Below are 13,147 nucleotides of genomic sequence, written 5' to 3' on the forward strand. Positions count from 1 at the left end.
ACTGATCTGGCGCCGCACTCCCAAGCCGAGCTGAACAGGATCGCGCGACGCCTGAACGAGCGGCCACGAAAAACGCTGGACTTCGCAACTCCAGCCGAGCGATTTAGCGAGTGTGTTGCATCGACCCGTTGAGACCGCCACGAAAAGCGGACGCTCAGAACATGCTTCTCCCGCATGGGCGGGAGAAGGTGGTCGCGAAGCGACCGGATGAGGCTGGGTGGTTTGGGATTGAGCGCGGCGTTGGCTGACGCGCTCTATTCTGATGCTCGCCCCCTCACCCGCTCGAACGCGTTCGAGCCCTCTCGCGGGGGAGAGGTGAGAGCGGCGCTCAGCGCACCAGCGGGTCGCCGTTGTCGAAGAATTTTTTCACGGTGTCGAAGAAGCCTTGAGTTTGTGGGTGGGCTTCTTCGCCGCAATCCTTGGCAAATTCCTCGAGCAGCTTGCGTTGCTTGGCGGTCAGATTCACCGGCGTTTCCACCAGCAATTCGACATGCAGATCGCCGCGCTCTTTCGAGCGCAGATGCGTCATGCCTTTGCCTTTGATGCGGAAGCGGCGGCCGGTTTGGGCGCCGGCGGGAATGGTGATCTTGGTGCGTTCGCCTTCGATGGTGGGGATTTCCATCTCGCCGCCGAGGGCTGCTTTGCACATCGGCGCGGGCGCGCGGCAATAGAGATCGGCGCCGTCGCGCTCGAACAGCGAATGCGGCTTGACCGAAAGGAAGAGATAAAGATCGCCCGGCGGGCCGTTGCGCAGACCTGAATCGCCTTCGCCGGAGAGGCGGATGCGCGTGCCGTCTTCGACGCCGGCTGGGATTTTGACCGAGAGCGTGCGCTCTTTCTGCGTGAGGCCGCGGCCGCCGCAGGATTTGCACGGGGTTTTGATGGCTTGGCCGCGGCCGTGGCAGGCAGGGCAGGTGCGCACGATGCGGAACATGCCTTGGCTGGCGCGCACTTGGCCGGCGCCGTTGCAGGTGCGGCAGGTCTCCAACGGAGCTTTGCCTTCGGAGCCGGTGCCGGCGCAGGGCTCGCACGCTTGAGCGCGCGGCACGACGATTTCGCGCTCCATGCCTTTAAAGGCTTGTTCGAGCGTGATCTCGACATCGTAGCGGAGGTCGGCGCCGCGTTCGGGGCCGTTGCGGGGCCCGCGCCCGCCGCCGCCGCGCGCGAACATGTCCTCGAAGCCGCCGCCGAAGATCTCGTTGAAGATGTCGGAGAAGTCGTTGAAGCCGGCGGCGCCCGGGCCGAAGCCTGGACCGCCGCCGCCATCGAAGGTCTTGCCGAAGCGATCGTATTGCGCGCGCTTCTCGGGATCGGAGAGCACGGAATAGGCCTCGCCGATCTCCTTGAACCGCTCCTCGGAGACCTTGCAGCCCGGATTTTGGTCCGGGTGCAATTTCATCGCGAGCTTGCGGAAGGCCGACTTAATCGTCGCCGCATCCGCGTCACGCGCAACGCCGAGGATTTCGTAATAATCGCGAGTAGCGGCGGTCATACGATTTTACCTGCACGCACGATCATGTTCGGCTCCGACCCTTACGAGTTCTTCTTGCCGTCGACTTCTTCGAAGTCGGCGTCGACGACGCCGTCATCGTTTTGCGCGCCGCCGCTGGGGCCTTCGCCGCCGGGGCCCGCGCCGCCATAGAGCGCTTCACCGATCTTCATCGACGCTTGCACCAGAGCTTGGGTCTTGGCGGCGATGTCGCTGGTGTTGTCGCTTTCGAGCGAGGTCTTGAGCGCGGCGATCGCGTTCTCGATCGCGGACTTGTCGCCGGCCGGGATTTTGTCGCCGTTTTCTTGCAGCTGCTTTTCGGTGGCGTGGACCAGGGCCTCGCCTTGGTTCTTGGCTTCCGCGAGCTCACGGCGCGATTTGTCTTCGCCGGCGTGCTCTTCGGCTTCCTTCACCATGCGCTGGATGTCGCTCTCGGACAGACCGCCCGACGGCTGGATGCGCATGCTTTGTTCTTTGTTGGTCGCCTTATCCTTGGCGCTGACCGAGACGATGCCGTTGGCGTCGATGTCGAAGGTGACCTCGACTTGCGGCATGCCGCGCGGCGCAGGGGGGATGCCGACCAGATCGAACTGGCCGAGCGCGCGGTTGTCCGCCGCCATTTCGCGCTCGCCTTGGAAGACGCGGATGGTGACGGCTTGCTGATTATCCTCAGCGGTCGAGAAGATTTGGCTCTTCTTGGTCGGGATCGTGGTGTTGCGCTCGATCAAGCGGGTGAACACGCCGCCCAGGGTTTCGATGCCGAGCGAGAGCGGGGTGACGTCGAGCAGGACGACGTTCTTCACGTCGCCTTGCAGCACGCCGGCTTGGATCGCGGCGCCCACGGCCACGACTTCATCCGGGTTGACGCCCTTGTGCGGCTCGCGGCCGAAGAATTCCTTCACCACCTGCTGGATTTTCGGCATCCGGGTCATGCCGCCGACGAGCACGACTTCCTTGATGTCGTTGGCGGTGAGGCCGGCGTCTTTCAGCGCGGCTTTGCAGGGGCCGAGCGTGCGCTGGACCAGGTCTTCGACCAAGCTTTCGAACTTCGCGCGCGTCAGCTTCATGTTGAGGTGAAGCGGATTGCGGTTGGCGTCCATGCTGATGAACGGCACGGAGACGTCGAATTCGGTGCGGCTCGACAGCTCTTTCTTGGCTTGCTCGGCCACTTCCTTGAGGCGTTGCAGCGCGAGCTTGTCTTGGCGCAGGTCGACGCCGTTCTGCTTTTTGAACTCGTCGGCGAGGTAATTCAGGATGCGGATGTCGAAATCTTCGCCGCCGAGGAAGGTGTCGCCATTGGTGGAGCGGACTTCGAACACGCCGTCGCCGATCTCGAGGATCGAGACGTCGAAGGTGCCGCCGCCGAGGTCATAGACGGCGATGGTCTTGGATTGGGTGGTCTTGTCCAAGCCGTAGGCGAGGGCGGCCGCGGTCGGCTCGTTGATGATGCGCAGCACTTCGAGACCGGCGATGCGGCCGGCGTCCTTGGTGGCTTGGCGTTGCGCGTCGTTGAAATAGGCGGGAACCGTGATGACGGCCTGCGTCACCGGCTCGCCGAGATAATCCTCGGCCGTCTGCTTCATCTTCTGCAGCACGAAGGCGGAGATTTCGGACGGCGCGTATTGCTTGTCGCGGCCTTCGATCCAGGCGTCGCCGTTCGGGCCTTTGACGATCTTGTAGGGAACGAGTTCCGAATCCTTCTTCGAGATCGGGTCGTCGTAGGAGCGGCCGATCAGGCGCTTCACGGCGTAATAGGTGTGCTGGGGATTGGTGATGGCTTGGCGCGCGGCTTGGATGCCGATCAGGCGTTCACCGCTCTCGGAAAACGCGACCACGGACGGCGTGGTGTTGGCGCCTTCGGCGTTGACGATCACCTTGGGCGTGGAGCCTTCCATGACGGCGACGCATGAATTGGTCGTGCCCAAGTCGATACCGATGACTTTACCCATCTCTCTTCCTCGTTCCTTTCAGCAGCGCGGCCCCGTTTCACGGACCCTGTTAGGCGTCCCCGAAGCGCGCGTCCTGTGTCTTCTCAGTTCCGATTGACCGACCCATCGCCCCCTCAAGCTTTAGGTCGTTCGTTTCCCGGTTCATGTGGTGTATCGCCCACATGGTGCAAGGCTTTGAAGAGCGACTATCCGCATTCGCCGCAGGGAAATAGAGCCAAGCCCCGCCGCGCTTGATCCTGCTCAGTTTTTGAGGGGAACAAAAAAGAAACCGAATACCTAGATGGGGCTTAGAACCTCGGTAAACAGCATGACCCGTCCCGCCTCCGACCTTGATGGTTTCCGCCTTTGGCCCGGTCTGCTGGATCGGGCCGAGCAGGAAGCGCTGCGCGACGCGGTGTTTCAGCGCTTCCGGGCGGGGCCGCTCTACATTCCACGCATGCCGAAATCGGGCCTGCCGATGCGGGTGCGGATGACCAATTTTGGGTCGCTCGGCTGGGTGACCGACAAGGAGCAGGGCTATCGCTATCAGGAGACGCATCCCGAGACAGGCAAGCCTTGGCCGGACATGCCGGAGAAGGTGCTGGAGCTTTGGGACAAGTTCGCCGCCTATCCGGCGCCGCCCGAAGCGTGCCTGGTGAATTATTACGAAGGCGACGCGCGCATGGGGCTGCACGTCGATAGCGACGAAGAAGCATGGGACGCGCCGGTGCTGTCGATCTCGCTCGGCGACACGGCGCTGTTTCGCATTGGCGGTTCGCTGCGCTCTGATCCAACGCGTAGCGTGCGCCTGGCGTCAGGCGATGTGTGCATGCTCGGCGGCGCGGCGCGACGTGCGTATCATGGCGTCGACCGCATCATGAACGGCACGTCGCGTCTGATCCCGAAAGGCGGGCGGATCAATTTGACGGTGCGACGGGTGACGGTTCCGCAGCTGGCGATGTAGCTGCGGCCGCTTCTCGTTCGCGCACGAAGTCCGGGACCCAGCCTTCGGGTGGACCGCCGGGGGAGGGCGCTAAACGGCCGGCCTGGATTTCGTGCGCTTTCCAGACCATGGCATTGTGCACGCGATTCCAGCCCGAGGGGTGGTCGTAGAAGAACCATTCCTCAAGCGCGCTTGGCTCCATCTTGCGATATTCGGAGAGCAGCACGGCGGCCTCGGCGAAACCGTCTGGCTCGCGCGCAACGTTCAGTCCGAACATGTCGGCTTGCTGTTCGTGAAAATAGACGATGTTGCGTTGAATGGGCGACGCAATCAGGCTCACGGCGGAGATCAGCACCAGGATCAGGGGCAGACCGGCGGGATCTGCGATATCGCGCACGCCCCAGCGCTCATTCTTGGCGAGTGCGCGGAAGCCGAAATGCACGATCGCGAACATGATGACGATGGTGATGCCCATCATGACGAGCAGGGAATAGGTGTGGCCAAGCACGTAATGGCCGATTTCGTGCCCCATCACGGCGCGCGTCGCCTCCGGGCTCGCGCGTTCGAGCAAGGTGTCGGCAAGCGAAATGCGCGTGGTGCCGAACATGCCGGAGACGTTGGCGCTGATCGAATTGGTTTGGCGCGAGCGATCGTACACAAAGACGTCGTCGGCGGGCACGCCGTTCGCTTGCGCCATGGCGATGATGTCGTCGCGCAGCTCGCTTTGCTCCATCGGCGTGTAGGTGTTGAACAGCGGCGAGATGAAGACGGGCGCGATCATGCCCATGATGGCGATGAAGACCAATGTGACCGCCGAGCCCCAAATCCACCACGTGTTCCGCGCGGCGCGGATGATAACGTAGAGAATGGCGATGAAGATCGAGCCGACGATGAGGCCGATGCTCGCGCCCATCATTTGCTCGCCGAACCATTCGGGAAAGGTCTGGGTCGAGAGTTCGTAGCGGTGCTCGCGCACGAAATCGACATAATAGCTGAACGGGAAGGTGAGCACGCTTGAGACGAGATTGACGAAGAAGGCGACGCCCAACGCCACGAGCGGAAACCACTTCACGGTCTTCTCAAGCCAGGCCCGGACGCCGCGCGCCCAACCGAGCGCGAGGATGAGCCCGGCGACGAGGATGGAGAGCAGAGTGCCGGCGAAATCGATGATGTAGCCGCCCTCGAAATACGCGTTCGAGCGCGCGGTCGCTTCGTCGCCCATGGTATTGAGCCAGGCATGGGTGGCGAGCTCGGGATCGAAGGGAAGGGGATTGGCGGCCCAGGCTGGTCCCGCAAGTGCGAATGAGGCCGCGAACGCAGCAAATCCAAGTACCCGCATCGTTCTCCCCCGAATGCTCTGGCCGGAAGCCTGAACCCGAACCATGTTGCTGTGCAAGGGGATGCGCGACGGGCGCGACCGAGGGAGAGATTAATGCGTCTGGATACGCCGGAAGGTAATTTGCCGCCGACCCGCCGCGCGATGGCGGCGTCCTTGTTTTTCGCCGGCTATGCGAGCGCGGCGGTGTCGTCGTGCGCCTCCCCGGTGACGACGCCCAGCGACGAGCTGATCGTCGAGGATGTGCACATCAATGGCGCTGGCGGCTACAGCCTGCCGGCGTACGTGGCGCGGCCAGCGGGGCGCGGGCGGCATCCCTGTGTGATCGTTGTGAATGAGATTTTCGGCATCCATGATTACATCAAGGACGTCTGCCGTCGTTTCGCGCGCGAAGGCTATGTCGCGATCGCACCGGACTATTTCGATCGCGCCGGCGATCCCGCGCCGATGACGGACTTCCAGCAAATTCTGGCGATCGTCGGCACGGCCAACCACGAACAAGTGATGGCCGACACGGAAGGCGCGATTGCTTGGCTCAAGGCGCAGAGCTTTGCGCGCAATGCGATCGGCATCACCGGTTTCTGCTGGGGCGGAACCGTGGTTTGGATGGCGGCTGCGCGTTTCCCCGACATTAAAGCGGGCGTGGCTTGGTATGGCCGCGTGGTGCGCCCGGCGGCTGGGCGCTGGGGCGCGGATGAAGATCGGCCGTGGCCGTATGATATTGGCGGCACGTTGCAGACGCCGGTGCTTGGGCTGTATGCGGAGAACGACAACGGCATTCCGCTGGAGAGCGTCGAGCAAATGCGCGCGTCGCTGCAGGCGGCGGACAATCCGTCGAACTCGCAGATCATTGTCTATCCCGGCGTGCAGCACGGCTTTCACGCCGATTATCGCGAGAGCTACAACGCAGAAGCGGCGGCGGATGGTTGGGCGCGTTGCCTTGCGTGGTTCCGCGCGAACGGCGTCGGTTGAAAGCATGAGCGCAGACATCTGCTCGCCCTTGATGGGCGAGCTGTCGCGGCGCGCAGCGGCGTGACTGAGTGGGTGACAGCGCGGCGGTTGACGGACTGCGCCGCCACCCACTCCGTCTCGCGTGCGTTCGCACGCGAGCCACCTCGCCCATCAAGGGCGAGGATGAGTGCGCCGGGATCTCCTAGACGTCCGTCAATTGCCAAAAACGCCTTCTTGTGTTAGCTAAGAGAAATCGCGCCGCATCCCCGGCGCGATTTTTTCGACCTCTGTATCGCTCCATCCAAGGCTGACGCCCGCGCCTGTTGCGCGCGCCGCTGCGATCGCGCGGGCTCTGGTCGTTTCTTGATTGTCATCACTCGCAGCGGGCCGTTCGGCCTCGGGAGAATGCGCATGCGTTATCGCAAACTCGGCCGCACTGGCCTTGCCGTATCTGAAATCTGCCTTGGCACTATGACGTTCGGCGGCGACGGCTTTTGGAAAGTCATCGGCGCATTGGAGCAGGAGACCTGCACGAAGCTGACGAAGGCGGCGTTCGATCAGGGCGTCACTTTCATCGATACGGCGGACATTTATTCCAACGGTCTGTCCGAGACGGTGTTGGGGGAGGCGATCAAGGAATTGCCGCGCGATGAATTGGTGATCGCCACCAAAGTGTTCGGCCGCATGGGCGCCTATGGCGGGGCCGACACGCCTGAAGCGCAGCGCCGCGCCAAGAACTCCAATCTGTGGGGCCTTGGGCGCAAGCACATTTTCGACGCGATCGACGCCAGCTTGGACCGCTTGCAGCTCGATTATGTCGATCTCTATCAGGTGCACGCATTCGATCCGGCGACGCCGATCGAAGAGACGCTGGAAGCGCTCGATGAGGTCGTCGCCTCAGGGCGAGTGCGCTATATTGGACTCTGCAATTTCGCGGCGTGGCAGATCGCCAAGGCGCTGGGCGTGTCCGAACGCAATGGGCTGGCGCGGTTTGAATCGCTGCAGATGTATTATTCGATCGCGGGCCGCGATCTCGAACGCGAGGTCGTGCCGCTCGCCAAGGATCAAGAGCTGGCGATCATGCCGTGGAGCCCGCTGGCGGGCGGCTTTCTGTCCGGCAAATTCACGCGCGACAATGCCGGGCCGAACGATGCGCGCCGCACTGCGTTCGATTTCCCGCCGGTGGATAAGGACAAGGCCTACGACATCATCGATGTGATGAAGCAGCTGGGCGATGCGCGTGGTGTGTCGGTGGCGCAAATCGCGCTTGCGTGGCTGCTTCATCAGAAGCACGTGACGAGCGTCATTATTGGCGCCCGCAATGAGGATCAGCTCGCGGACAATCTCGCGGCGACCAGCGTTGCGCTGACCAGCGACGATCTCGCCAAGCTCGATGAGGTGTCGAAGCTGAAGCCGGAATATCCAGGCTGGATGCTGGAGCGCCAAGGCGCCGAGCGTCTTGCCGGATTGGGCTAAGCCTAAAGAAAAGCGGCGGCGCTCTTGCCAGCGCCGCCGCCATCGCGTGCGTCCCCCGGGCCCTAAGCCCTGTTAACGCGCGATTTGAATTTGATACCCGCCGATCGAGCCGCCAAGGCCGCTCGCCTGCAGGACGAATGATCCGCTCTGCTCGGGCGTGAACCGCAGGCGGGCGTCCAAACCCGCGCCGCCGTCATCGTCCGAAGCAACGCGCTCGCCATTGCTGTCCAGCACCGCGACGAATGCATCGCTCAATGGGCTGTCGCCATGGCCGCGCACGTCAATCGTATAGCGTACGCCGGCTTCAAGTTCGACCTGGTAGGAGTCGACATCCCCAGGGATTTCGATGCGATTGATGCGATCGTCGCCATTGCCGTCCAAATATTCATCGGTATTGGCGCCGCCTGGCACCTCGGTGTCGAGCGCGCGGACATAATAGCGTCCCGTGCCGCCGCCATAGCCGGACACGGCCAGGTAGTAGCGACCGCCCGCAGCCGACGTGAACGCGAGGTATGAGTTCAGCCCGGCGCCGCCATCGTCATCGGACGCGACGGTCGCGCCGTTCTCATCGAGCAGCGTGACCATCGGATCGGCCAGGGGATCCGGATCGTAGCTGTCGATATAGAAGCGATGCGGACGGCCTTCGATCAGGTCGACGGCGAACCAATCGACGTCGCCGGCGGCGCCGATCATGCTGACGCGGCCTTCGCTGTTTGGCGCGAGATATTCGGCCGTGTCGGGGGTGTCGCCGACTTCGCCGCCATTGATGCCGATGATGTAGCGGCCGGCCGCATCATCGCCGAAGCCGCGCGCTTCGATGAAGTACGCGCCGGCGGTCGCGGCTGTGTATTCGAGCCACGCGCTCAAACCGTCGCCGCTGTCGTCATCGCGGGCCACTTCGGCGCCATCGGCGCTGTAGAGCACCAGATACGGATCGGAGAGGCCGTCGCCCGTCTCAGCGGAGGTCAGGCCGATGCGCACGCTCTGGCCTTCGGCGAGTTCGAGGCGATACCAATCCTTGTCGCCGGCAGGGGCGAGCACGCCTTCGCGATAATCGCCTTCCGCGCTGAGCGTGATGTCGGTGCTCGCGTCCGCCGGGGTGTCGCCTTCGAGCGCGGTGAGCACGTAATCGCCGACGGCGTCGTCCATATAGCCGCGCGCTTCGACGAAATAATTGCCAGTCGTGGGGGCGGTGAATTCGAGATACGAATTCAGCTGGCCGCCGCCATCGTCATCCATGGCGATTTCCACGCCGTCTGGGCCGATGAGTTTGAGCAGCGGATCGCCGAGCGGGTTGCCGGTTTCGGCGCTGTCCAAACGGAAGCGATAGGATTGGCCCTCGGTGAGGCGGATGCGATACCAATCGATGTCGCCGGCGAAATCGAGCGACGCATTGACGGGGCGACCGATATTCAAACGGCCGCGGGTGTTGCGGTCGGCGCTGGTGCCGTCCGTTGGCGCGCGCTCGGCGTCGACGCGCAGCGTGTAGCCGCCCTGGTAGGCGTTGGCGTAGGCGCTGGCCACCACGTAAACCGTGCCGCGCGCTTGCGGCGTGTAGTTCAGCAAGGAATTGAGGCTGCCTTCGCTGTCGTCGCTGGCGGCGAGTTCCATGCCCTCGGCGTCGACCAGGCGCAGATAGGGGTCGCCTAGCGGCGTCTCCGCATTGGCGTTGCTGTTGAGCGCGATGCGATAGCGTTGGCCCGGCCGCACGCTGAGGCGATACCAATCCTCGTCACCCTCATATTCCAGCGCGCCGTTGATGTCGCGGCCTGTCGCGGCGGTCGCGCGCGTGTTGGCGTCGTTGCCGGCGTCGTCCGGCGGAATGGCGGCGGCGCTGATGGTGAAGCGATAGCCGCCCGTGGAAGCCTGATTGAACGCGCGGGCCTCGACAAAGACATCGCCGGTGGCGTTCGCATTGTATGAGAGTTGCGAATTCAGCGTGCCGTTGCTGTCATCATTATAGGCGATCTGTTCGCCGGCCTGGCTGTAGACCGAGAGCACCGGATCGATCGCGTTCTCCGGCGCGTCCGAAACGGCGTCGAGCGCGATCGTGTAGCGCTGGCCTTCCTCGACGCGCAGACGATACCAATCGGTGTCGCCAGCGGGCGAGATGGCGCCGTCGGTCGCGCCCACGGTGAGGCGCGCTTCGGTGCTCGCATCGCCGGGCTGATCGACGTCTTGCGCGGCGGCGGGCAGGGCGAGCAGCAATGCGGCGGTGGCCGCGCCCAACAACAATTTTCCGCGCATGTAAGACTCCCCTGATCTGATTGGCCGGTATGGTTAACAATCAGCAATGCAGGAGGTAAAGGCGAAATTCGTCGGAACCGCGACTAATCCCGAGCAAGCTCGCATGGCGACGCGTGCGCCGCGCATAGCTCAGACCTTAATATCGACGGTTCCACTTGGCGCTTGCGCGCCGTTCGCGGGTCCGCTTGAGACCAGGACCATCGCCGCGCGCAAGGTGCGCTCGCCCAACACGAAGCCCGGCTGCATCACCTCGGCCACCGCCCCCGAGGGATAGTCCGAGGGCGCTTGCGCCACCGCTTGGTGGACGTTGGGGTCAAACGTCTCACCCTTTTCGCCGACGCGCTTCAAGCCGTGTTTGGCGAAGGCGTCGAGCATGGTGCGCTCGGTGAGTTCGAGGCCGGTGATGAGATTGCGCACGCTGACGTCCATGCTGTCGCGCGGCGCCGCGAGCAGTGCGCGTGACAAGGTGTCCGCGATCGGCAGCAAATCGCCGGCGAAGCGGTCGATGGCGTAGATGCGCGCTTCGGCGACTTGGCGTTCGGCGCGGCGGCGGGTGTTCTCGGCGTCGGCCAAGGCGCGCAGCATGTCGTCGCGCGCTTTGGCGAGCTCGGCCTGCAGCGTTGCGATGTCGGGCGTTTGCGATTCAGACGCTTCGGCTTGTTGTTGCTCTGCGTTGCTTTCGTCCGTCATTCCATTCCTCGTTCACCGTTCCGATCCGCGGGCGTCGAGCAATCTGCCGACGACGCGGGCCGTGTAGTCCACCACCGGGATCACCCGGGCGTAATTCAGTCGGGTCGGGCCGATGACGCCGAGAGCGCCGACGACCCGCCGCTCGGCGTTCATATAGGGCGCGACGATCAAACTCGACCCCGACAATGAAAACAGCGGGTTCTCGGAGCCAATAAAGACACGCACGGCCTCGCCAGCCTTGGCGAGGTCGAGCACTTGGATCAATTCGCGGGTCTTTTCCAGGTCGTCGAACAGCCGGCGCGCACGTTCGAGGTCGGCGATGGCCTGCTGATCCTGAAGCAGATTGCCGCGCCCGCGCACGATGAGCGAGCGGCCCATGGTCGGGTCTTCGCCGGACCATTCGACCAAGCCTTTCTCGACCAGCTTGGCCGCGGCCTGATCCAAGGCCGCGCGATCGCGGGCGATCGCTTCGGTGGCCTCGGTGCGCGCTTCGCTCAAGGTTTTGCCTTTGAAACGCGCGTTCAAATAATTCGCGGCTTCGACCAGCGCGCCGGAGGGGAGGTCGGGCGGCGTGTTGATGATGCGATTTTCGATTTGGTTGTCTTCGAACACGAGCACGAGCAAGGCTTGACCGGGGCCGATACCGACAATCTCGGCGTGGCGGACGGGCGCGTCGCGCTCCGGTGTGACGACAAGACCTGCGCCGCCGGCGAGACCCGACAACAATTCCGACGCCGCGCCAAGCAGGTCCTGAGGATTGGTGCCGGCCTGTGAAATGCGCGCGTCGATCTCGCGCTTCTCTTCGGGCGGCACGTCGCCGAGTTGGAGCAGGCTGTCGACGAAGAAGCGGAGGCCCGCCTGGGTCGGGCGGCGGCCGGCCATCGCGTGCGGCGCGTCGAGCAGGCCGAGCCCGGCGAGGTCGGCCATGGTATTGCGGATGGAAGCCGCGGAGAGGCCGACGCTGCCGAGCTTAGAGAGGGTGCGCGAGCCCACGGGTTCGCCGGTCGTCAGATAGGACTCGACGATCTCTCGGAAAATCTCCCGCGCCCGGGCGTCGAGCGAGGTGAGGTCGGGGGCAGGGGGCTGCGCCATCGCGCCTCTAGGTAGCGAACATGGGCGCTGGCGCAAGCCGGCGGCCCCGCGACTTGAAATCGCCGTCTTCCACCTAGAGGAACGCGGCCCATGCGATTGCGACTTTTCGGCTTTATCGCCGCCTTGAGCTTTGCCGCGCCGGCCCTGGCGCAGACCTCGTTCACGCTGGACGCCCGGAACGGCCCGCCCGTGGTGGAGGCGCAAATCAATGGTCGGGACGTGCGGCTGGAAGTCGACACGCGGGTGCCGGACATGCTGGCGGTATCGACGCCCAGCGCGGAACGGATTGGTCTGCGGCGGCTGCCGTTTGCGGCGGTGGCTGTCGGCATCGAAGGCGGCAGCACCATTCGCGGCCGGATCGCGCGCCCGCGCATCAGCTTTGGCGAACGCGCTTCGCGCGCGTTCGCGGGCGTGTTCCCGGCCCCCGCAAGCCATGTCGCCGAAGGGCTGATCGGGCCGGGGGCAATGCCCTACGACGTGATCACGATCACGCTTGACGCCGAGCCGGCGCAGGCGCGTGAGATTCGCTTTGCGCTGGAAGATGCGGACGTGTGGCGGGTGAGCACGCAAGTGGGCGGCGAGACGCTGCTGGTGACGTTTGACGTGACCAATCCAGCGAGTGTGTTCAATCGCTCGGCCGCGCGTTTGTTTGATCGCGCGGGCGCGATTCCAGCGGCTGGCGAATTGGCCGAGACGCCGATGGTGCTGGGCCTCACCACGATGATGCAGCCGGTGACGACGGAGTTCACCGTCGAAGGGCTGACGCTCGCGCCAGCGTTCGCGCGCACCAATGCGCCATTGCTGGGCGCGTTGGAGGAAGATGCAATTGTCGCGGCAGGGGAGACGGACGCGCCGCCGCCGTCGCTGGTGGTGGGCCGCGCGGCATTGGCGCGCGCCGGCTGCAGCTCGATCAGCGTCCATCGCCGCACGCGGCAATTGACATTGCGCTGCGCGGCATAAAACGCTGGTGCGCGTGTTCGATGGGCCGGTATGCC

At 64.2% G+C, this 13,147-nt stretch carries 10 protein-coding genes and 1 pseudogene; 5 read left to right on the plus strand and 6 right to left on the minus strand.

Annotated elements, in window-relative coordinates:
- Positions 1 to 132: pseudogene (locus tag VF769_RS00040) on the plus strand (IS30 family transposase); the annotation flags it as partial.
- Positions 133 to 328: 196 nt separating this feature from the next.
- Here the strand turns inward: VF769_RS00040 and dnaJ are convergent.
- Positions 329 to 1,492, minus strand: a complete 1,164-nt coding sequence (gene dnaJ, locus VF769_RS00045) for a molecular chaperone DnaJ (RefSeq protein ID WP_331006315.1) — start codon at positions 1,490 to 1,492, stop codon at positions 329 to 331.
- A 41-nt stretch (positions 1,493 to 1,533) separates the two neighbouring features.
- Positions 1,534 to 3,438, minus strand: a complete 1,905-nt coding sequence (gene dnaK, locus VF769_RS00050; protein WP_331006316.1) for a molecular chaperone DnaK — start codon at positions 3,436 to 3,438, stop codon at positions 1,534 to 1,536.
- 307 nt (positions 3,439 to 3,745) lie between these two features.
- Here dnaK and VF769_RS00055 point away from each other — a divergent pair, with 307 nt between their 5' ends.
- Entirely contained in the window at positions 3,746 to 4,381 is a 636-nt protein-coding gene (locus tag VF769_RS00055; protein WP_331006317.1) for an alpha-ketoglutarate-dependent dioxygenase AlkB, read from the plus strand.
- On the opposite strand, the gene VF769_RS00060 is transcribed toward VF769_RS00055, so the two are convergent.
- The gene (locus VF769_RS00060; RefSeq protein ID WP_331006318.1) at positions 4,335 to 5,699 is read right to left on the minus strand and encodes a M48 family metallopeptidase; all 1,365 of its coding nucleotides are present in this window, start codon (positions 5,697 to 5,699) and stop codon (positions 4,335 to 4,337) included. The genes VF769_RS00055 and VF769_RS00060 overlap by 47 nt on opposite strands.
- Positions 5,700 to 5,792: 93 nt before the next feature.
- On the opposite strand from VF769_RS00060, the gene VF769_RS00065 reads away from it, so the two are divergent.
- On the plus strand, positions 5,793 to 6,668 hold the full coding sequence (locus VF769_RS00065; RefSeq protein ID WP_331006319.1) for a dienelactone hydrolase family protein: 876 nt from the start codon (positions 5,793 to 5,795) through the stop codon (positions 6,666 to 6,668).
- A gap of 390 nt (positions 6,669 to 7,058) precedes the next feature.
- A complete protein-coding gene (locus VF769_RS00070; RefSeq protein WP_331006320.1) occupies positions 7,059 to 8,123 on the plus strand; it encodes an aldo/keto reductase in 1,065 nt (354 codons plus the stop codon).
- 72 nt (positions 8,124 to 8,195) lie between these two features.
- On the opposite strand, the gene VF769_RS00075 is transcribed toward VF769_RS00070, so the two are convergent.
- The 3 genes from VF769_RS00075 to hrcA form a co-directional block, all read right to left on the minus strand.
- Entirely contained in the window at positions 8,196 to 10,370 is a 2,175-nt protein-coding gene (locus VF769_RS00075) for a PPC domain-containing protein (RefSeq protein WP_331006321.1), read from the minus strand.
- 129 nt (positions 10,371 to 10,499) lie between these two features.
- A complete protein-coding gene (locus tag VF769_RS00080) occupies positions 10,500 to 11,060 on the minus strand; it encodes a nucleotide exchange factor GrpE (RefSeq protein WP_331006322.1) in 561 nt (186 codons plus the stop codon).
- A gap of 12 nt (positions 11,061 to 11,072) precedes the next feature.
- On the minus strand, positions 11,073 to 12,152 hold the full coding sequence (hrcA, locus tag VF769_RS00085) for a heat-inducible transcriptional repressor HrcA (protein ID WP_331006323.1): 1,080 nt from the start codon (positions 12,150 to 12,152) through the stop codon (positions 11,073 to 11,075).
- 90 nt (positions 12,153 to 12,242) lie between these two features.
- Between hrcA and VF769_RS00090 the strand changes: the two genes are divergently transcribed.
- A complete protein-coding gene (locus VF769_RS00090) occupies positions 12,243 to 13,112 on the plus strand; it encodes a hypothetical protein (RefSeq protein ID WP_331006324.1) in 870 nt (289 codons plus the stop codon).
- Positions 13,113 to 13,147: the final 35 nt, after the last annotated feature.

The organism is Vitreimonas sp. (assembly GCF_036392335.1).
GTDB lineage: Bacteria > Pseudomonadota > Alphaproteobacteria > Caulobacterales > Aquidulcibacteraceae > Vitreimonas.